Origin of the sequence: Sphingomonas adhaesiva (assembly GCF_036946305.1) — a bacterium.
GTDB classification, from domain to species: Bacteria; Pseudomonadota; Alphaproteobacteria; order Sphingomonadales; family Sphingomonadaceae; genus Sphingomonas; species Sphingomonas adhaesiva_B.
The window spans coordinates 148,828-168,403 of sequence record NZ_JAQIJJ010000006.1; the positions used below are offsets into that span (position 1 = coordinate 148,828).

The 19,576-nt window shown below is 71.6% G+C and carries 15 protein-coding genes and 1 pseudogene; 1 reads left to right on the top strand and 15 read right to left on the bottom strand.

Annotated features, from left to right (window positions below):
• Positions 1-45: 45 nt before the first annotated feature.
• The 3 genes from PGN14_RS11360 to PGN14_RS11370 are packed head-to-tail and all read right to left on the bottom strand — an operon-like array spanning position 46 to position 3,432.
• Entirely contained in the window at positions 46-1,500 is a 1,455-nt protein-coding gene (locus PGN14_RS11360; protein WP_335299626.1) for a cobyric acid synthase, read from the bottom strand.
• Positions 1,488-2,426 carry an adenosylcobinamide-phosphate synthase CbiB gene (cbiB, locus tag PGN14_RS11365; RefSeq protein WP_335299627.1) on the bottom strand — a complete coding sequence of 313 codons (939 nt, stop codon included), beginning with the start codon at positions 2,424-2,426 and terminating at the stop codon, positions 1,488-1,490. Before cbiB ends, PGN14_RS11360 begins: the two co-directional genes overlap by 13 nt.
• Positions 2,419-3,432 carry an aminotransferase class I/II-fold pyridoxal phosphate-dependent enzyme gene (locus PGN14_RS11370; RefSeq protein ID WP_335299628.1) on the bottom strand — a complete coding sequence of 338 codons (1,014 nt, stop codon included), beginning with the start codon at positions 3,430-3,432 and terminating at the stop codon, positions 2,419-2,421. Before PGN14_RS11370 ends, cbiB begins: the two co-directional genes overlap by 8 nt.
• 10 nt (positions 3,433-3,442) lie before the next feature.
• Between PGN14_RS11370 and cobO the strand changes: the two genes are divergently transcribed.
• Positions 3,443-4,042: a cob(I)yrinic acid a,c-diamide adenosyltransferase gene (cobO, locus tag PGN14_RS11375; protein WP_335299630.1), complete on the top strand. Its 600-nt coding sequence runs from the start codon at positions 3,443-3,445 to the stop codon at positions 4,040-4,042.
• Between the two features lie 169 nt (positions 4,043-4,211).
• On the opposite strand, the gene PGN14_RS11380 is transcribed toward cobO, so the two are convergent.
• From PGN14_RS11380 to PGN14_RS11435, 12 genes and pseudogenes are all read right to left on the bottom strand, one after another.
• Positions 4,212-6,104 carry an XrtA/PEP-CTERM system amidotransferase gene (locus PGN14_RS11380; RefSeq protein WP_335299631.1) on the bottom strand — a complete coding sequence of 631 codons (1,893 nt, stop codon included), beginning with the start codon at positions 6,102-6,104 and terminating at the stop codon, positions 4,212-4,214.
• Position 6,105: 1 nt separating this feature from the next.
• Positions 6,106-6,795, bottom strand: a complete 690-nt coding sequence (locus PGN14_RS11385) for an exosortase C-terminal domain/associated protein EpsI (protein WP_335299787.1) — start codon at positions 6,793-6,795, stop codon at positions 6,106-6,108.
• Positions 6,796-6,865: 70 nt separating this feature from the next.
• A pseudogene (gene xrtA / locus PGN14_RS11390) lies at positions 6,866-8,887 on the bottom strand (exosortase A); the annotation flags it as partial.
• Positions 8,802-9,830 (bottom strand): FemAB family XrtA/PEP-CTERM system-associated protein, encoded by a 1,029-nt coding sequence (locus PGN14_RS11395; RefSeq protein ID WP_335299632.1) that lies wholly within the window; start codon positions 9,828-9,830, stop codon positions 8,802-8,804. The gene PGN14_RS11395 and the pseudogene xrtA, both read right to left, overlap by 86 nt.
• Positions 9,827-10,702, bottom strand: coding sequence for an XrtA system polysaccharide deacetylase (locus tag PGN14_RS11400; protein WP_335299633.1), 876 nt, complete (start codon positions 10,700-10,702; stop codon positions 9,827-9,829). Before PGN14_RS11400 ends, PGN14_RS11395 begins: the two co-directional genes overlap by 4 nt.
• Entirely contained in the window at positions 10,702-11,781 is a 1,080-nt protein-coding gene (locus PGN14_RS11405; protein ID WP_335299634.1) for an ExeA family protein, read from the bottom strand. The genes PGN14_RS11400 and PGN14_RS11405 overlap by 1 nt, the downstream gene beginning before the upstream one ends.
• A gap of 11 nt (positions 11,782-11,792) precedes the next feature.
• Positions 11,793-13,430, bottom strand: coding sequence for a hypothetical protein (locus PGN14_RS11410; RefSeq protein WP_335299635.1), 1,638 nt, complete (start codon positions 13,428-13,430; stop codon positions 11,793-11,795).
• Positions 13,427-14,479, bottom strand: coding sequence for an AAA family ATPase (locus tag PGN14_RS11415; protein ID WP_335299636.1), 1,053 nt, complete (start codon positions 14,477-14,479; stop codon positions 13,427-13,429). Before PGN14_RS11415 ends, PGN14_RS11410 begins: the two co-directional genes overlap by 4 nt.
• Positions 14,476-15,999, bottom strand: a complete 1,524-nt coding sequence (locus PGN14_RS11420; RefSeq protein WP_335299637.1) for an XrtA system polysaccharide chain length determinant — start codon at positions 15,997-15,999, stop codon at positions 14,476-14,478. The genes PGN14_RS11415 and PGN14_RS11420 overlap by 4 nt, the downstream gene beginning before the upstream one ends.
• A gap of 3 nt (positions 16,000-16,002) precedes the next feature.
• On the bottom strand, positions 16,003-16,605 hold the full coding sequence (locus tag PGN14_RS11425; RefSeq protein ID WP_443019508.1) for an XrtA/PEP-CTERM system exopolysaccharide export protein: 603 nt from the start codon (positions 16,603-16,605) through the stop codon (positions 16,003-16,005).
• Between the two features lie 233 nt (positions 16,606-16,838).
• Entirely contained in the window at positions 16,839-18,062 is a 1,224-nt protein-coding gene (locus PGN14_RS11430; RefSeq protein WP_335299639.1) for a pyridoxal-dependent decarboxylase, exosortase A system-associated, read from the bottom strand.
• The gene (locus tag PGN14_RS11435; RefSeq protein ID WP_335299640.1) at positions 18,059-19,558 is read right to left on the bottom strand and encodes an AMP-binding protein; all 1,500 of its coding nucleotides are present in this window, start codon (positions 19,556-19,558) and stop codon (positions 18,059-18,061) included. The genes PGN14_RS11430 and PGN14_RS11435 overlap by 4 nt, the downstream gene beginning before the upstream one ends.
• Between the last annotated feature and the right edge of the window lie 18 nt (positions 19,559-19,576).

The following is a 19,576-nucleotide window of genomic DNA, read 5'->3' on the forward strand; positions in this document are numbered from 1 at the left end:
GGAACGAGTCCGGCATGACGGATCGCAGGGCGGCAACGGCCCTCCTCAAATACCCGCCCGCGCGATCCGCAGGATCGCCCCCACGTCGAGCGCCGCCTCCAGCCCGGCCGCCAGTTCGTCCAGTGCGGCATCGACCGCCACGTCGTGATCCGGCCCCTGTGCCGCCACCCCGATCCGCGCCAGCCACGCCGCGCGCTGCGCCGCGTCGCCCAGCAGGCCGTGAATATAGCTGCCCGCGACCAGTCCGTCCGCGCTGATCGAGCCGTCGTGCCGGCCGTCGTCCAGCAACGCCAGCGGTCGCGCGGTATCGCGCCCGGTCGTCTGGCCGACATGGATCTCATATCCTTCGAAGCGCGCGCCCAGCGCCTCGCCCGACACGCGCGTCAGCGTCTTGTCCCCGAGCAGCACCGTCTCGACATCCAGCAGCCCCAGCCCTTCGCTGTCGCCCGCCGGTCCCTCGACCCCGTCGGGATCGACGATCCGCCGCCCCAGCATCTGGTAGCCGCCGCACAGCCCCAGCACCGGGCGCCCGCGCCGGACATGCGCGCGGATGTCCACGTCCCACCCTTGCGCCCGCACGAAGTCCAGGTCGGCGCGGGTCGCCTTCGACCCCGCCAGCACGATCATCGCGGCATCGGGGATCGGGCGCCCCGGCGGCACCATCACCAGCTCGACCGACGGCTCCAGCTTCAGCGGGTCGAGATCGTCGAAATTGGCGATTCGCGGCGTGATCGGGCACGCAACGACCCGCCGCCCTTCGCTCGCGGCGGCAGGGCGCTCCAGCACCACCGCATCCTCGCTGGGCAGCCGCCGCGCCGCCGCCAGCCACGGCACGATGCCCAGCGGCTGCCATCCGGTACGCGCCGCGATCGTCGCCACACCTTCGGAAAACAGCGCAGGATCGCCACGGAACTTGTTGATAAGAAAGCCGTGGATCATCGTCGCATCCGCCGCTTCGATGACTGCATGTGTCCCCACCAGCGACGCGATCACCCCGCCGCGATCGATATCGCCCGCCAGGATCACCGGGACCCCCGCGGCGCGCGCAAACCCCATGTTGGCGATGTCGCCGGTGCGCAGGTTCGTCTCCGCCGGCGATCCTGCGCCCTCCACCACGACGATGTCCGCCTCCGCCTCCAGCCGGCGAAAGCTGTCGATCACCTCCGCCAGCAGGCCGTCGCGCCCGGTGCGCCACGCCGCGGCATGGAGCAGCCCGCGCACCCGCCCGCGCACCACCAGCTGCGACGTGCGGTCGCCCTGCGGCTTCAGCAGCACCGGGTTCATGTCGACCGTCGGCGCCACGCGGCACGCGATCGCCTGCGTCGCCTGCGCGCGCCCGATCTCCCCGCCATCGGCGGTGACCGCGGCGTTGTTGCTCATGTTCTGCGGCTTGAACGGACGCACGCGCAGCCCGCGGTTGGCGAGCGCGCGGCACAGCCCCGCCACCAGCACCGACTTGCCCACGTCGGAGCCGGTGCCCTGGATCATCACCGCCACCATGCGACCACCCCCGCCATCACCGCCAGCAGCATGCACGCCCGGCGATAGACCGCCAGCGCCGCGGCGACGTCGCCGGGCATCGCCTCTCGACCGCCGGCGCCGATCCACGGCTTGTCATGCGTGACGTCGTCATAGGCGACCGGCCCCGCCAGCGCGATGCCCAGCGCCCCCGCCATCGCCGCCTCCGGCCAGCCCGCATTGGGCGAGGCATGGCGGCGGCAGTCGCGCCACATCACCCGCCATCCTCCGCCGCCCGCCACGCACAACAGGACGCCGGCGAGGCGCGCCGGAATCAGGTTGGCGGCATCGTCGATCCGCGCCGCGGCCCAGCCGAACGCGCGCCACCGTTCCTCGCGATGCCCGATCAGGCTATCGGCGGTGTTGATCGCCTTATAGGCCCACACCCCCGGCAGCCCCGCGACCAGCAGCCAGAACAAGGGCGCGGCGACGCCGTCGCAGAAGCTTTCCGCCAGGCTTTCGATCGCGGCCCGCGCGACGCCGCGCTCGTCGAGCGCCACGGTGTCGCGCCCCACGATCATCGCCACCGCCGCGCGCGCCGCGGGCAGATCGCCCGCCGCCAACGCCTGCGCGACCGGACGGACGTGATCGTACAGGCTGCGCATCGCCATCGCGGGCCACGCCAGCAGCGCGACGCCCAGCCACGCATATCGCCCCAGCACCAGCCGCATCGCCTGCTCGACCGCCAGCGCCAGCAGCATGACGCCGCCGACCAGCAGCAGCATCGTCAGCACGCCGCACGTTCGCCGCGCCGCTTCCGACCATGACGGCCGGTTCCCGTGCCGCTCCGCCGCGCCGATCACGCGCGCGAACGCCCCCACCGGATGCCCGACGCGCGCATATAGCCACGCCGGCCAGCCGACCGCCGCCTCCACCGCAAGCGCCACCAGCGCGACCGGCTCAGCCACGCGCCAGCGCCCGGTCGAGCCGGTCGAACCCCGTATCATCACCCGGAAGGCCGAACCGCAGCCAGTCGGCGCGGTCCGCAAACGGCCGCGTCAGCACCCCCGCCGCCGCCAGCCGCGCGAAGATCGCACGCGCGTCGTGGTGCGCGACCAGCCGGAACAGCGGACACGCCCCCGTGGCGGCCAGTCCATGCCGCGCCAGCAGCGCATCCAGCCGCGCCGCGCGCGCCGCCAGCGTCACCCGCATCGCCGCGATCCACCGCGCATCCGCATAGGCCGCGGTGCCCCAGGCGATTGCCTGCGCCGACACCGGCCAGTCGCCGAGCAGCGCGCGCAACCGCGCCAGCACCTCCGGCGGCGCCACCACGAACCCCAGCCGCACGCCGGCCAGCCCGAAGAACTTGCCGAACGATCGCAGCACGATCACCCGTGCATCTGCCGCCGCCAGCGGCAGCACGCTCAGCGCGGGTGTCGCGTCCACGAACGCTTCGTCCACCACCAGCCAGCGGTCCGGCGCCATCGCCAGCAGCGCGTCGGGCGCGATCTCACGGCCGTCCGGGTTGTTGGGATTGGCCAGCAGCAGCGTCGCGCCCTCGCCCGTTGGCGCATCGGCCACCGCGCGATGCGTGCCATAGCCCGGCCCCGGCGCGACGATCGGCCGCGGCACCCCCATCGCGCCCAGGAGCCGCAGCGCGATCTCGCTTCCCGGCACCGCCGCCACGCGTTCCGCCGCCACGCCGAAGGCGCACGCCGCCGCCGCCTCCAGCCCGGCCAGCGCCTCGCGCGAGGGCAGCGGCGCGGCATCGACCGCCAGCGCCGGCGCAGGCTGCCACGGCATCGGGTTGATCCCGGTCGACAGGTCGAGCCACGGTCGCGGTGCATCGGGCCAGGCGCGCATCGCCGCATCGATCCGCCCGCCATGTCCCAGGAAATCCGCGATCATCCCGCGGCCATCGCCGCCAATCGCCGCCACCGCAAGGGCGTTGACCGCGCACCGCCGCGCTGCCACCCCGAGCGTCATGCGAACCGAAGCCGAACACGCCGCCCGCATGGCGAAGAAGAAGGTGGCGCAGGACCGCCTCGTCGCCAGCCGCACCGGAGAAAAGGGGCTGGTGATCGTCCACACCGGCAAGGGCAAGGGGAAGACCACCGCCGCGCTCGGCATGGTGGTTCGCGCCATCGGCCACGGCATGAGGGTAGGCGTCATCCAGTTCGTGAAAGGTGCGATGACCACCGGAGAAGCGGCTGTTTTCGCGCACTTTCCCAATGTAGAGTTCAAGCCGATGGGCGAAGGCTTTACCTGGGACACGCAGGATCGCGCGCGCGACATCGCTGTGGCGCGCGCGGCGTGGGAGGAGGTGAAGCGAATGCTTGCCGACGACAGCTACGACATGGTCGTCGCCGACGAGCTCAACATCGTCCTGCGCTACGATTATCTGCCGCTGGACGAGGTGCTCGACGCGATCGCGGTCAAGCCGGCGATGACCCATTTCGTGGTAACAGGCCGCAACGCCCCCGACGCGCTGATCGCCGCCGCCGATCTGGTGACCGAGATGGAGCAGGTGAAACACCCCTTCCGCGAACAGGGCATCAAGGCGCAGAAGGGGGTGGAGTTCTAAGACCGCCGCATCATCCTTCCCGCTTTCGCAATGTCTCTACAAAATCGCGCCTGTTCCCCGGCGAAGGCCGGGGTCCAGTCGCGAGCGATTTCAGCATTTCTCGAGCCGGCCGTTACTGGACCCCGGCCTTCGCCGGGGAACAGAAGATGTTGATCCAGCCGAGACGCCCCTAACCGAACATCCGCGCCAGGCTGCGCTCCAGCATCACGAACTGCCACAGCGTCCGCCCATGTTCCTCGCGCCCGCTGCGATGCGCCTCGGCCAGTCGCGCCACGCGGTCGAGGTCGAACCACCCCGTCTCCGCCAGCACCCGCGAGCGCGCCAGCCCCGCCGCTTCCTCGGCCAGCGTATTGCGGAACCATGCCGACACCGGCGTGACGAATCCCATCTTGGTCCGGTGCAGGATCGTCTCGGGCAGGTGCCGCCGCATCGCCTGTTTCATCAGCCACTTACCCCGCCCTGCTCGCAACCGGAGCGAAGATGGCAATGTCGCCGCGAATTCGACCAGCCGATGGTCCAGCAGCGGCTCGCGCGCCTCCAGCCCCACCGCCATGCTGGTGCGATCGGTCTTGGTCAGGATGTCACCCGGCAGCCAGATCGTCAGATCGGCATATTGCGCGCGGTCCAGCGCCTCGCGCGCAGGCGCGGCGCGCATCGCGGCGATATAGCGATCCTCCGCACGATGCCCGCCCAGCGCGCGCCGCCCCTCAACGGAAAACAGCTGCGCGCGCATCGCCGGCGACGTCATGCCGACCGCACGCGCATAGGCTTCGTCGCCCTCGCCCGCGAGCGCGAGCAGCGTCGTCTTCGCGCGCAACGGGCGCGGCGCCCAGTCCGCCTTGGGCCACGCCCGCCCCAGTCCACCGAACAGCGGCGCACGCCACCCGCCGGGCAGCAGCCCGCGCACTCGCTCCTCCGCGGCATGGAAGCGATGCCGGCGATAGCCCGCGAACGCTTCGTCCGCGCCATCGCCCGACAGTGCCACCGTCACCTGCTCGCGCGCCAGCGCCGCCGCCTGATAGGTCGCCAGCGCGGAGGCATCCGCGAACGGTTCGTCGAACGCCGCCACCAGCGTCGGCAGCAGCGCGATATCGTTCGCGCGCACCACCCGCTCGTGGTGATCGGTGGCGAAGCGCCGCGCGACCTCCGCGGCATAGGCGCGCTCGTCATGCCCCGCCTCGTCGAACCCAATGGTGCAGGTGGTGACCGCGCGCGGGCTCGCCTCCGCCATCAGCGCAACGACGGTGGAACTGTCGACCCCGCCGGACAGGAATGCCCCTAGCGGCACGTCCGCCACCATCCGCGAGCGCACCGCCTCGCGCAGCAGCGCCAGCGCCTCTTCCTCCAGCGCCGCCGCCGATCCGCGCGCGCGTTCGGCGAACGACACCTCCCACCAGCGCCGCGGCGCGGGCACCGGCTTGCCGCGCTCCACCAGCAGGAAATGTCCGGCGGGCAGCTTGCGCACGCCGGCCAGCAGGCACGCGTCGTCGGGGACATAGCCGTAGGCGAGATAATCCTCGACCGCGCGCACATCGGGCACCCGGCGCAGCAGCGGATGCGCCATCACCCCCTTCAGCTCCGATGCGAAGGCGAGCGCGCCATCCGCCAGTTCGACATAATGAAGCGGCTTCACCCCCAGCCGGTCGCGCGCCAGAAACAGCGTCTGCGTGTGCGCATCGTGGATCGCAAACGCGAACATGCCCACCAGCCGGTCGAGCAGCGCCGGCCCCCAGGCGGCATAGCCCTGGAGCAACACCTCGGTATCGCCCTCCGACGCGAAGACGTGTCCACGGGCGACAAGTTCACGCCGCAACTCGCCGTAATTGTACACTTCTCCGTTGAAGACGATGGTATAGCGCGCGTCGGCACTGGCCATCGGCTGCGGCGATCCGGCGACGTCGATCACCGACAGCCGGCGATGCGCCAGCCCGACGCCCGGCGCGGTCCACACGCCCGCGCCGTCCGGGCCGCGATGCGCCATCGCCTCCGCCATCGCGCGCACGCGCGCCGGCTCCACCGGCTTGGGGGTGGCGGGGTAGAACAGCCCCGCGATGCCGCACATCTCAGTAGGCCCGCGCGACGATCCCGTCGATCGCGCGATCGAGCGGCCCCAGCGACGCGCGCAGGCGCCGGATCGCCGCGACCGCATCCTGCCCCGGGGTCGCGATCGCCGACAGGTGCAGCGCCACCGCGGTCTGCGTGCCCCCCGCCAGCCGGTCCTTCATCGTCGCATATTTCACGGTGGCATCGTCTCCGGTCAGCGTGTCGCCGACGCGATACCATGTCACGACGACGCGCTCCACGGTCGTGCCGTCCTTCTCCTGCGCGACGATCCGCATCGCGCGACCGCCGTCGATCTCGGGCAGGTCGGCGATGCGGATCCAGCGATCCGCCTGCCGCAGGGCACCGGTGCCGAACGCCGCCAGCTTGCGCCCCTCGCCCTGCCCGGCAAAGGCGGCGAGCGCCATGTCGACCGCCTCGCCCTGCGCATCGGCATAGCGGCCGAACAATTGGTGATCCGCCCCCGGATGCCATGGCGACCACGATGCGTGCGCCGCGACCGGCACCCGCTGCCATCCCCGCGATCGTCGGCAGGTCGATCCGGTGCGGCAGCGGCCGCGCGCGCGCCGCGATCGCCGCGCTCCACGCCGGCGCCACCGCCGCGCCCGCCACCGCCAGCATGCCGGCGGCGAGCGGCGCCAGCATCCAGCGCGGCCGCGCCTGCAACGCCGCCGGATCGAACGCCGCGGCATCGGGCGCACGGTCGAACCAGCGCCACGCCGCCGCCATCAGCGCCGCCATGACGGCGGCGAAGAAGAGCCAGCCATAGACGATATGGTCCAGTCCCGTCGCCGCCTCGACACTGGTCCAATGCGCGGCATAGATCGTCCCGAACGCGCGCACCCCGTTGGCGAGCACCGGCACCACCAGCGCCGCCGCCATGAAGATCGCGCGTCGCCGCCACCCGCGAAAGCACAGATGCGCGACCAGCACGCCGTAAGCGAGCATCGCGATGACGAACTTGGCGCCCGAACATGCCTCCGCCACCTCGAAATAATAGCGGCCGGCATGGATCAGCACCCCGTCGACGCTGGCGGGTACGCCGGCCAGATGCAGCAGCGGCATCACCATCGCCACCGTCACCCGTTGCAGCGGCGGCTCCAGCTCCGCACCGAACGGCACCGCGAACCACGCATAGGCAAGCGGAAACAGCAGACCACGCGCCACGTTCGGTCCCAGGGTCGCGACGACGGCACCCTCCAGCATCGCCATCAGCGCCCATTGCCGCACCAGCGCGACCTCGCCCGCATCCCCCAGCAGCCACGCGAACGCGCCGAGTGCGACGATCGCCAGCCCCGGCGCCCAGCCGACCGGGGTCAGCCGTGCCAGCTCGCCACGCCGGCTCCACACCAGCCAGCCGACCACCGGCAGGATGAACAGGCAGTGGCCATAGGTGGTGCTGGTCCACCAGATCCGCGCCATCGCGGCCGCATCGCCGCGGAACAGCAGGATCAGCGCGCACCATGTCCCCGCCAGCGCGATCAGCGGCGCGGGCCACGCGCCCTCGCGGCGCAGCACCAGCGCGGTCATGCCGCCACCCGCCGTGCGCCATCCAGCCGCATCAGCGCGTCGAGCGGCGCCAGGCACGCGTCCCAGTCGTAGCGCGCCAGCACCCCGCGCGCGCGCCGCCTGCCCCAGCCGCATCGCCGCCTCCCGATCGGACAGCAGGGCGACCACCGCCTCCGCGTCATCGGCGACGCGGATCGTGCCGCCATGATCGATCCCCTCCGCCGCCGCGGCCGAAGCCACGACGGGGCGTGCCATCGCCATCGCCTCCAGCACCTTGTTCTGCACGCCGCGCGCCAGCATCAGCGGCGCCACCACCACGTCGGCCGCCGCCAGCCAGCCGCGCACGTCGGGCACCTCGCCCGTCACCAGCACCGCGTCGCCCGCCAGCGCGCGTACCGCGGCGGTCGGCGCGCGTCCCACGATCGCGAACCGCACGCCCGGATGCGCCGCGCGCACCCGCGGCAGCACGTCGCGCGCGAACGCGACCACCGCGTCCACATTGGGGCGATAGTCCATCTGCCCGGTGAAGACGATCAGCCGCCCCTGCCCCAACACCGGCACGAACGCGGCGCCGGGATCGAACCGCGCGGCGTCGATCCCGTTCTCCAGCACCCGCGCGCCGGGCACCAGCGCCGCCTCCGCCGCGCTGACGAACAGGCTGGCGTGGACGCGCGCCGTCACGACTTGCTCCCATCGCGCCAGCAAGCGGGCCTCGCGCGCCATCATCCAGCGCATCGGGCCGCGCGAATCGCGCGCATACGCGGCGAATTTGGCCGAATCGGCGTCGACGAAGTCCATCACGGCGCGCACGCCCGGCAGGTACGGTGCCATCTGCCCCGAAAAGGCATAGGCCGTCGCGACCGGATGGCGCGCCATGACGTCGCGCACCGCAGCATGGACGCGCGCATCGTCGAACGCGGTGAGCGAGACCGCGCGTCCGCTCGCCAGCGCCTCGAGTGCGGCACGCACCCGGCCCTTCTCGCGCGGCACGATCGTCGACGATGCCAGCATCGCGGCGAACGCCGGCGGGACCTCGCGGTCGCGGGGATCGTCCGCGAACGCCACCAGATGCACGCGCGCCCGCGCCGCGAGATGCGACAGGACGTGGAAACTGCGGATCTTGTCGCCGCGATCGGGCGGAAACGGCGCGCGATGCGCCAGGAACAGGATGTCGCTCACCCCCGTTCCCTCACCCCAGACCCCGGCTGATCCACGGCCCAAGCGTGTTCGCCACCGGCAGCGGCAGCCGGCGCCACGCCGCCACCATCCGCGCATAGCGGGGGTCGAGCGGGTTGACGACGCGCGGCGCGCCCGCATTCCACGTCGCATAGCACAGCGGCACGCCGGCGAAGCCCCAGTTCTTCTTGAACGCCGCCGCGCCGGTCCCTGCCTTCGACCGGCCGAAATCGAACCGCGTGCAGCCCAGCGCGCGCGCATGCCGCATCAGCGCGAAATACATCAGCTCGTTGGCGCGCAGGCGCCGCGCGTCCTGCGTGCCCCCGCCCCAGAAGGGATAGACGGTGCCGCCATGATACAGGCTCAGCACGCTCGCCACCGCGACCCCGCGGTGCCGCACCGTCAACACGTCGGCGTCCATCGTCTCCAGCACCTCCCGCATCAGCGCGCGCGGGAAGACGGGGGTGCCCAGATTGCGCACCGACTCGGCATAGACGCCGTAATGTTCCTCCGCCGCGCGCCGGTCGCGGCCGGTCACCACCTCCAGCCCGTCCGCCGCCAGCGCCTTGCGCACCTCGGCACGCTGCTTGCGCGGGATAGCCGCCAATTGTTCCGCATCATCCGCGGCCAAGGCGCGCGAGAAGCCGAGATAGGTGGTGTCGTCGATGCTCCACCCACCCAGCGGCGCGCCGCCGCGCAGCTCGACCGTCGGCAGCCCCAGCCGGATCGCCAGCCCGATCGCCGCCGCCGACAGCGATGCCGCGCCACCGCCCAGCACCCCGCCATCGACCGCGAAGCCCGCCGACACCAGCGCCCGCCCGAACAGCGGCGACCGCATCTCGGTCAGCGGCAGCACGCCGGTGATCGATCCGTCGGCGCGCTCCGCCACCAGCCAGTGCGCGCGCTGCCCGCACGCACGCTCGACCGCGGCGCTCCATGCCGGCAGATGGAAGGGCGTGGCGTCGTCGCGGCCCTGGACGAAGGCGGCGATAGCGCGCGCGTCGGCCCGGGTCGCCTCGCGCACGCGGCGTGTGTCGGTCATGGCGCCAGCCCCGCGACGATCGCGTCGGTCCGCCCCCAGCGATGCCGCGCGAGCAGCCCCGCCAGCTTCGGCGCCATGGCCTCGATCCGCGAATAATGGCGCAACCGCGACCGCAGCGGCGCGTGGCGGACGCGCGGCTGGCCGGGATCGACCTCCCACGGATGGAAATAGAACACGCCCGGCTGCCCCGCGGCATGTGCCTGGCGTAGCGCCAGATCGGTCAGCCCGGCCGGCAGCAGGCGGAAGAACCCGCCCCCGGTGGCGACCTGTCGCCCCGCGACGCGTGCGACGCTGACCGGCAATTCGACCAGTGCGGAATCATGCCGCGGCCGCCACGCGAAGCGCGGTGCGTGGCGCCAGCCGTAATGGTCGTGCCGCACCGGCGCCACGCTGGAGGAATAGGCATAGCCCGCCTCCGCCAGCACGTCGTGCGCCCAGGGCGTGCGGGCGTCGATCGAGAAGCTGGGCGCGCGATAGCCGGTAACACGGACCCCGCCGGCATCCTCCAGCGCGGCACGCGCCTGCGCCAGATCGGTGCGGAAGGCGTCCGGCCCTAGGGTGAAAACGCGGCGATGATCCCAGCCATGGCTCGCCAGTTCGTGCCCGCCCGCGACAATCCGCCGGATCAGCGCCGGCTGCCGCGCCGCCACCCAGCCGAGCGTGAAGAAGGTGGCACGCACCCTCGCGGCGGCGAACAGGTCCAGCACGCGCGCCGTATTGTCCGCGACGCGCGACTCCAGCGTCGCCCAATCGGCACGGTCAATCGTGTGCTCGAACGCGCCGACCTGGAACCATTCCTCGACGTCGACCGACATCGCGTTGACGATCGGCAGCGCGGTGGCCGTATCGACGGGGATCGCGGCGTGGAACATCAGGCCGCGCCCTTCAGCGCCTCCAGCCGTTCGGCATCGCCCTCCACCCAGTCGACCAGCAGCGTCAGCACGCGGCGCAGCGCCGCATCCTGTTCCGCGATCCGCGCCTCCAGCTGCGCGACGCGCTCGGCCAGCGCCGCATCGGACGGCTCGGGCGAGGGCGGCACGATCGACATCACCGGCGCGGCACGCGGCGGCGCGACCGGGTCGGGCTCGGGCGCCGCTTCGGCCTCTGCCGCCGGCGGCGCCACGGTCACCGGCGCGGTCAGGTCACGGTTCTGGTCCGCCTCCACCGCCGCGATCAGCGCCGCGTCGATCGTCTCCATCCCGCTCATCGAGACATGCAGCAGCACCCGCGTCATCAACTGGTTCAACCGCCGCGGCACGCCGCCGCTCGCCGCATGCAGCGCGGCGAAGGCATCGTCCGCGAACGCCGGGCGCCCGGTCCACCCAGCCACCATCAGGCGATGACCGACATAGGCGTCGACCTCGTCCGCGCCCATCGGCTCCAGATGATGGACCGCGATCACGCGCTGGCGCAATTGCTCCAGCCGGTCGGATCCGTTCAGCCGCTCGCGGAACTCCGGCTGTCCCAGCAGGAAGATCTGGAGCATCGCATGCCCGCCCGCCTGGAAGTTGGAGAGCATGCGCAGCTCCTCCAGCGCGGAATGCGGCAGCGCCTGCGCCTCGTCGACGATCAGCAGGGTGCGACGCCCGCTGCGCGCGACCGCGTGCAGCCCGCGCTCGATCAGCAGCAGCAGTTCCGCCTTGGTCTTGCCCGACGCGTCGACGCCCAGCCCCGCCGCGACGATGCGCAGCAGATCGTCATGCTCGACCTGCGTCGACACGATCGTGATGACATTCAGGCTCGCCGCGTCGATCTGCGACGTCAGGTGCCCCATCAGCGTGGTCTTGCCCGCGCCGATCTCACCGGTGATGACGATGAAGCCCTCGCCCTGCGCCAGGCCATAGCCCAGATAGACCATCGCCTTGCGGTGGGTGGCGGTGTCGAACCAGAAACGCGGGTCCGGCGTCAGCTGGAACGGCCGGTCGGTCAGCCCGAAGTGAGCGTCGTACATCACGGTCCCCGTCAGAAAGTGTAGCGCGCGCCGAGCAGCGCCTGCGCCGACCATTGCGCGTCCAGTCCCGGCTGGTCGAAGCCATAGACCCCGATCGACGCCAGCGTGCCTAGCCGCCCGAAGCGGTGCGAATAGGTGCCGTTGGCGCCATAACCCCATATGTCGCCGCCGCTGCCGGGGTTCAGCCCCGACACGCCGCTGGCGTACCAATTGGCGAACACGCTGGCGTCCACCGCCGACACCCGCGACAGGTCGCGCGACCAGAAGGCCTGTGCATAGGCGCTCTGGTCCTCGATCCCGGTCACCGTCACGCCGGGTGCGGCGCGCACGCCGTACAGGCGGCGGTTGGCATAGCCCGCACCGATGCCGTAGCGCGTGCGTCCGCGCCCGACGCTCAACACCGCGTCCACGCCGCGCGCGCGGTAGCTGGCGGTAGAGATCGACTGGAACACGTCGTTCAGGCATCCGCCCGCGCCGCCCCCGGCGCCGGCGTCCTGCCCCGGTCGCGCGCCGAAGACGCAGCCCGCGAACTGCTGCCCGAACGGATCCGGCCGCGTGTCGAACGCGGTCGGGAGGTCGGCGAGGCCATCGCGCAGCTGGCGCCCGAACGTCTCGACGCCGTCATAGACGATCACGCCCAGCGCCGCGTCGCGCGCCATCGCCCAGTTGAGCGACCCGAAATAGGTTTCGCCGCCATAGCGCCACCCGGCATTGGCCTGTAGCTCCAGCCGCGACGACGGGCGCCAGATGACCCCGGCGTCATAGATCAGCCCGTCGGTCTGGTAGGCGATCCGCACCGGGCTGGCCGGATCGGTCACGAACCGCCCGTTGCCGTCGCGCACTGGATTGCCGGTGGCGTCGGTGAGCGCGTCGCGCTGCTTGACCGCGATCTTCTCATACCCCGCACCGGCGCGCACCGCGACCGTGCGCGACAGCGGCATCACCACGTCGCCGCGTGCGTATTTGCCGTCATAACTCTGGTCGAGCTGGCCCGCGTCCTCACGCTCCCATGCCCCGCTCAGCGTCACGCCGAACGGCGCCACGCGCCCCACCGGCACGCCGACGCTGGCGGTCGCCAGATGGCTGCGCGAGGTGTCGAAATAATCGAGCGGCGCCTGTCCCGGCAGCGTGGAGGGAATGTTCGGCACCTCCACCTTGGTATAGCCGAAGCGATAGGCCCCGCTGACGTCGAGCGGCCCGGCCTGCGTCGCGACGGTCGGCCCGGCATAGAGCGAATAGACCTGCGCCACATTGGCGACATTGCCCACCAGATTGCCCGGCGCCGCGCCGCGGATATCGCTGCGCGTCCGCGTCGCTATCGCACCGCCCTCCAGCGTCAGCGCCGGGGTGACCTGCACCGAGGCGAGCGCCAGCCCGCTATGCACATCCTGATCCGCCACCGGCTCCTGCCAGTCGATGCGGCGTTCGTAGCGATAGCTGACCTGCGCCTGCGTCCGCCTGGTGCTGACGCCCGCATCCACCCCGACCGCCGCCTGCGTATAGGTCAGCACGTCGCCACCATTGGTCAGGTCCGCCGCCGCGGCCTGGCTCAGCTCGATATAGGGCTGAACATAGCGCTGCGGCTCCGCGCCGGCGGGCGCGGCGGTCAGCGCGAGGATGCTCACACCCAGAAACGCCGCGCGCATCATTCGCCCTGCCCGTAATAGCTGCCGAACCGCCCCCGTCCCGGCTCATAGGCGACCGCGTTCAGCACCAGATGGATCTCGTCGCAGCCGTCGAGCAGCTGGACCGCGGCATGGACGTCCGCCTCCGTGGTGCGATCGGCGCGCACCACCAGCATCACCTGCCCCACCAGCAGCGCCAGCACGCTGGCGGGCGAGGCGGCGAGCGTCGGCGGCGTATCGAACACGATGATCCGCGCCGGGTTCGCCTCCAGCAGCCGGTCGAGCACGCGCGCGGTGCGCGCCGACGCCAGCAGCTCGGTATCCGAATGGCTGCGCTTGCCCGCCGGCAGCAGCGACAGCTGCGGCACGTCGGTGCGGATGATGCACGTCTCCGGATCGATCGCGGGATCGGCCAGCACGTCGAGCAGCCCCGGCGAATCCTCGGGCGTATGCGTCAGCCCCAGCGACGCCATGATGTCGGGCTTGGCGAAATCGGCGTCGACCAGCACGATCTCGACATCGCGTTCCGCCGCCAGGCTGATCGCGAGGTTGATCGCGCAAAAGGTCTTGCCCTCGCCCGGCTTGCCCGATCCGACCAGGATCGTGCGCGCGCGCCGCTCGGTGTCCGGTGCCTTCTCCAGCCCGTCCGAAATGGCGCGCGCGGTCAGCAGCAGCTGACGCTTCACCAGCCGGAACTCCTCCGCCAGCGCACCGACCGGCGCGCCGGGGACCAGCATCCCCTTCTCCGCCAGCATCGTGCGATCGATCGCCGCGATACCGGGCAAGGGGCCGTCCCATGGCTCCATGCCGTCATCGTCGCTGTCGGACAGGAACTCCGCCGGGATGGCGGCGAGCGTGTTCTCCTCGTGCTCCTGCGAAGGCAGGAGCCCAGGGTTGTCGTCCACAACGACTGTTGTCGCACCTGGCTCTGGGTTCCGGCGTTCGCCGGAACACGGAACCTCCGCCACCACGGCGCGCTCCCACGGCAGCGGCTGAGCGGCACGCGCCGTCAGATGCGCGCCGAAGTCGTACACGCGCGCCGCGCGCTCGATCAGCGATTCCTGCGCCGTCATGCCGCCAGCCCCCGCTGAAGCATCTCCACCCCCAATAGCGCGACATAGGCGACCGCCAGCCCGCCGACCCCGCCCGCGAACCACTTCAGCCTCCGGGCGCGCATCTCTTCCTGATGCCGCGTCACCATCTCGCCGATCGATCCGATCACGCTGATCCCGGCGACCTTTTCAAGCCGCTGCGCGGTGGCGAAGGTCGACTGTACCTGCGCGAACGCGAACGCCGCGCCGACCCCCGCCAGCAACCCCGCGACCAGCACGCCGGTCAGCAGCAGCGGGCGGTTGGGCGCGGTCGGCGTGCGCGGCAGCGTCGGGGGATCGATCACGCTGAACTTCACCGCATCGGTCTGCGTCTGCGCGTTGCTGCGCAGCTTCACCTGCTCGCGCTGTGCGAGAAGCTGATCGTACTGGCCCTTCAGCACGTCATAATTGCGGTCGATCTCGCCCTGTTCGGCGGCCACCGCGGGATCCTCGGTCAGCTTGGAATTGAGCAGGTCCAGATCGCCCTGCAACTGCCGCTTGCGCATCTGGAGTGCGGCGACATTGGCCTGCTTGTCCGCCGCCATCGCCTGTAGCGACAGATAGGTCGGGTTGGGCACCGATCCGTCTGCACCGGCCCCCATCGGCTCGCCGCGCGCCGCCGCCTGCGCCGCCGCCAGCTGCTGCTTCAGCGCGATCACGTCGGGATGGCTGTCGGTGAAGCCGCGTCCGCGCGCATCCGCCAACTGGCCCTGGATCGCCGCCAGCCGCGCGCGCGCCGGGCCGACGCCGGGTGCGATCCCGCCGCCACCCGCGACCGTGCGCGGCGTGCCCGCCATCTGCCCCGCGACCGCCGCAAGCCCCGATTGCGCCGCCGCGAGGTCACCGTCGACCTGGCTCATCTGCGAACGCGCCGCGCCGATCCGGTCGCTGACCGTGCCGGTGCCGGGCAACGCGCCCAGATAGCGGTTCTGGAAATCGGCGCGCTTGCCCTCCGCGTCCTGCAACTTGCGCCCGAGGTCCTCCAACTGCCCGTCGAGGAAGGTCAGCGTCTGGCTGTTCTGGTTGCGGTCGTCGGACAGATTGGTCTCGACGAAGATGTCGATCAGCTTCTGCGTGATCGCCGCGGCCAGCTTCGGCGTGGCGGCGGTGGTCGTGATCTCGAACAGATTGTCCTGCTGCGCGACGATCTTGATCGCCTGTTGCAGCCCCGCGATCCGGTCCGACACGTCGCGGTCGCTGGCGATCGTCTGCGCCAGGTCGGTGCCCCGCACCACCTTCTCCAGATTGACCGCGCTGGTCAGCGTCTGGCGCACCGTATCGACGTCGCGCGCATTGTCGTTGGCGGCGTTGGGGTCCGTTGCGGTGGGCAGGACGGTGCGCATCTGGACGAAGACGCGGGCGCGCGAGTCATATTTGCTCGGCACCTGGCTGACCACCAGCCAGCCGAGCAGGCACACCCCCCACGCCACCGCCAGCCCCAGCCAGCGGCGCGTCCAGATCGTGTGCAGCGCGACGCGCACCTCTTCGAACAGGCCATTCACGGCTTAGAACATGCTCTCGGGGATGATGATGACGTCGCCCGGTTCCAGCCGGACGTTGGCGGACGGATCGCCGTCCTTCAGCAACCTGTTGATGCGCAGGCCGTATTCGCGCTGCTTTCCGGTCGCCCGGTCGTAGCGGATCAGCCGCGCCTTGTTGCCGGCGGCGTATTCCCCAAGCCCGCCCACCGCGATCATCGCATCCAGCAGCGTCATGTTGGCGCGATACGGCAGGCTGGCGGGCTTCTGCGTCGCGCCAACGATGCGCACCTGCTGGCTGTACGTGCCGCTGAACCCGTCGACGATGACGGAGACGATCGGGTCCTTGATATATTCGCTCAGCGCCAGCTTCATGTCGGCGGCCAGCATCGCGGGCGTCTTGCCCACCGCGGGCATGTCCGCGATCAGCGGCGTGGTGATGCGGCCGTCGGGGCGCACCTGCACCTTCGCCGACAGCTCCGGGTTGCGCCACACGAAGATCTGGAGCTGATCAAGCGGGCCGATGACATATTCCTCGCCCGGCGTCTCGCGTGTGGCGACGAAGGTGGCGGGCGGCAGCTCGGGACGCGCGCCCGATCCGGCGCAGGCGGTCAGCGTGGTCGATGCCATCAGCGTGGCGGTCAACGCCCTGGAAACCCTCGCGATACGCATCCCAACCTCCGAGCGACCCGCACAGCCACGGTCAGCGTCGGCTATGCGGGGAAGAGGTGAAGATTGCGTTTAGGGTTTGGAGGGGAGCCAAGCCGTGCTCCTGCGCACGCAGGAGCCCAGAGTCCCACGAACCAACTGGCGTTGCTCTGCTTGACCCTGGGTTCCGGCGTGCGTCGGAACACGCGCCGCGGTCAGCCCAGCACCACCTCCGCCGGCACCGGATGCCCCAGGAACGCCGCCGGGCTGGCGCTCAACCCATAGGCGCCGGCGATGAACACCGCGACCAGTTCCCCCTCGGCCACCGGCGGCAGCGCGACGCGGTCCGCCAGCCGGTCGAGCGGGGTACACAGGCAGCCGACGACCGATGCCTCGTCGGTCGCCTCCTCCCCCATCCGCCCCGCCGCCGCGACCGGATAGTTTCGCCGCACCACCGTGCCGAAATTGCCGCTGGCCGCCAGCTGGTGATGCAGCCCGCCGTCCACCACCACGAACGTCTCGCCGCGGCTTTCCTTGCGATCGACGACGCGGGTCAGATACACGCCCGCCTCGCCCACCAGCCAGCGCCCCAGTTCGATCGCATAGGCCGTCCCCGCCGCGGTCAGCGGCGAGGCCGCCAGCGCCTGCGACAGCGCGGCGCCGATCCGCTCGACGTCCAGCGCGCGATCGCCTGCGAAATGCGGGATGCCGAACCCGCCGCCCAGATTGACCCTGGGCGGCACCTGCCCGCTCTCGTCCGCCAGCCGCGCCGCCAGCGCCAGCGTCGCGGCCTGCGTCTCCACCAGCGCCTCGGCATCCAGCGCCTGGCTGCCCGCGAAGATATGGAACCCGCGCCAGTCCGCACCGCCCGCGACGATCGCCCGTACCAGTTCCGGCACTCGTTCCGCATCGACCCCGAACGGCGAGGCGCGGCCACCCATCTTCATCCCCGACCCGCGCAGCTCCAGATCGGGGTTCACCCGCACCGCCAGCCGCGGCGCGATGCCCAGCCGCTCGGCCGTAGCCAGCGCGCGCCGCACCTCGCCCGCCGATTCGGCGTTCAGCGTCGCCCCGGCGCGGATCGCCGCGTCCAGTTCCTCGTCGCGCTTCCCCGGCCCCGCGAAGCTGATCGCGCGCGCGGGCTTGACCGCCAGCGCCTTCGCCAGTTCGCCGGCGGATGCGACGTCCAGCCCGTCGACCAGCGGCGCAATCCCTGCGATCACCGCAGGATGCGGGTTCGCCTTCACCGCATAATGCAGCGCCACCGCGGACGGCATCGCGGCGCGGAACCGTGCCACCCGCGCCGCGACGATCGCCAAGTCATAGACGAACAGCGGCGAGCCATGCGCCCCCACCAGCGCGTCGGCGCGCTGCCCGCCGATCGCCAGCATCCCGGTCTGTTCGGCGAATTCCGGCGGGATCGGCCCGATCGGCTTCATGCACCCTGCTCCTTCACCGCCGCCGCGACGCGCGCGCGGTCCAGCTTTCCATTGGGATTGCGCGGCAGCTCGTCATGCCAGTCGATCCGCGCCGGCTGCATATAGGCGGGCAGATCGCGCTTCAGCCGTTCGCGCAACGCCGCCTCGCCGCTGGCCGCGCCGCGCACCACCAGCACGATCGCCTGCCCCAGCCGCGCGTCGGGCACGCCGACCGCCACCGCCTCGCGCGCCTCCGCGCCGGCGGTGGCGGCTTCCTCCACTTCCTGCGGGCTGATGCGATGCCCGGCCGACTTGATCATCTCGTCGTCGCGCCCCACGAACCGCAACAGCCCCGCCGCATCCGCCACCACCGTATCGCCAGACCACACAGCCATCCCGCCGTGGGTGGAGAAAGCGGGCGCCGGCCGGAACCGCAGCGCGGTCCGCCCGGCATCGCGCCAATAGCCCTGCGCGACCAGCGGCCCGGCATGGACCAGCTCGCCCGGCTCCCCCGCGGCCGCCCGCGTGCCGTCGGCGCGTACCACCAGCACCTCGGCAAAGGGGATCGCCCGCCCGATCGAATCTGGATGCGCATCGACCAGCTCCGGCGCCAGATAGGTCGAGCGAAACGCCTCGGTCAGTCCGTACATCGGGAACAGCCGCGCCTGCGGAAAGCGCGCGCGCAATGCGCGCACCATCGCGGGTGTCAGTGCGCCGCCCGAATTGGTCAGCCGCCGCAGCCGCGCCGCGGTGGCATCGGGCCAGTCGCTCTCCAGCAACTGCGTCCACAATGGCGGCACGCCCGCCAGCGTGGTCGCAGCCACGCGCTCCACACCCTTGATGACGTCGCGCGGGGTCAGATAGTCGAGCGGCGCCACCGCCGCGCCCGCGACCCAGGCGGAGAACAGCTGGTTCTGCCCATAATCGAACCCCAGCGGCAGCACGCCGAGCACGCGATCCTCCGGCGTCACCGCGAGATAATGCGCCACGCTGACCGCCCCCAGCCACAGATTGGCGTGGCTCAGCATCACGCCCTTGGGCCGCCCGGTCGATCCGGACGTATAGAGGATCGCCGCCAGCGCGCCCGTATCGGCATCCGACCGCGGCAACGGATCGCCCTCGCCCGCCTCGACCGCGATCGTGCAGCCGGCCGGAACGTCGCCCTCCTCCAGCGTCGCGGCGCGCGCGGCCTGCGTCAGCAGCAGCGATGCGGCGCTGTCGGCGAGAATATGCGCTACCTGTGCCCGCTTCAGCACCGGATTGACCGGGACATGGACCAGCCCCGCGCGCGCCGCCGCCAGCGGCATCAGGCACGCGTCGCGCGTCTTGGGCAGCCACGTCGCCACCCGCGCCCCCGGCTCCAGCCGCATCGCGGCGAGCCAGCCGGCCAGCCGCGCCACCCGCGCCTCCACTTCGGCGACCGTCGCAATCGCCTCGCGCCCGATCAGCGCCGGCGCGTCCGGCGCGCCGCGCAGGACATGATCGATCGGCAAGGGTCGAGGATCGGGCAATTCCATGACGTTTCCCATAGCGCC

Bases quoted from the DNA above. Each gene is read 5' to 3' on its own strand.
- PGN14_RS11360 (WP_335299626.1), bottom strand. From the start codon at position 1,500: ATGGTGGCGGTGATGATCCAGGGCACCGGCTCCGACGTGGGCAAGTCG.
- cobO (WP_335299630.1), top strand. From the start codon at position 3,443: ATGCGAACCGAAGCCGAACACGCCGCCCGCATGGCGAAGAAGAAGGTG.
- PGN14_RS11380 (WP_335299631.1), bottom strand. From the start codon at position 6,104: ATGTGCGGCATCGCGGGGCTGTTCTACCCCGCCACCCCCAAGCCGGTG.
- PGN14_RS11385 (WP_335299787.1), bottom strand. From the start codon at position 6,795: ATGCCGCGGCGTTCGATCCGGCGGCGTTGCAGGCGCGGCCGCGCTGGA.
- PGN14_RS11395 (WP_335299632.1), bottom strand. From the start codon at position 9,830: ATGACCGACACACGCCGCGTGCGCGAGGCGACCCGGGCCGACGCGCGC.
- PGN14_RS11400 (WP_335299633.1), bottom strand. From the start codon at position 10,702: ATGTTCCACGCCGCGATCCCCGTCGATACGGCCACCGCGCTGCCGATC.
- PGN14_RS11405 (WP_335299634.1), bottom strand. From the start codon at position 11,781: ATGTACGACGCTCACTTCGGGCTGACCGACCGGCCGTTCCAGCTGACG.
- PGN14_RS11410 (WP_335299635.1), bottom strand. From the start codon at position 13,430: ATGATGCGCGCGGCGTTTCTGGGTGTGAGCATCCTCGCGCTGACCGCC.
- PGN14_RS11415 (WP_335299636.1), bottom strand. From the start codon at position 14,479: ATGACGGCGCAGGAATCGCTGATCGAGCGCGCGGCGCGCGTGTACGAC.
- PGN14_RS11425 (WP_443019508.1), bottom strand. From the start codon at position 16,605: ATGGCATCGACCACGCTGACCGCCTGCGCCGGATCGGGCGCGCGTCCC.
- PGN14_RS11430 (WP_335299639.1), bottom strand. From the start codon at position 18,062: ATGAAGCCGATCGGGCCGATCCCGCCGGAATTCGCCGAACAGACCGGG.
- PGN14_RS11435 (WP_335299640.1), bottom strand. From the start codon at position 19,558: ATGGAATTGCCCGATCCTCGACCCTTGCCGATCGATCATGTCCTGCGC.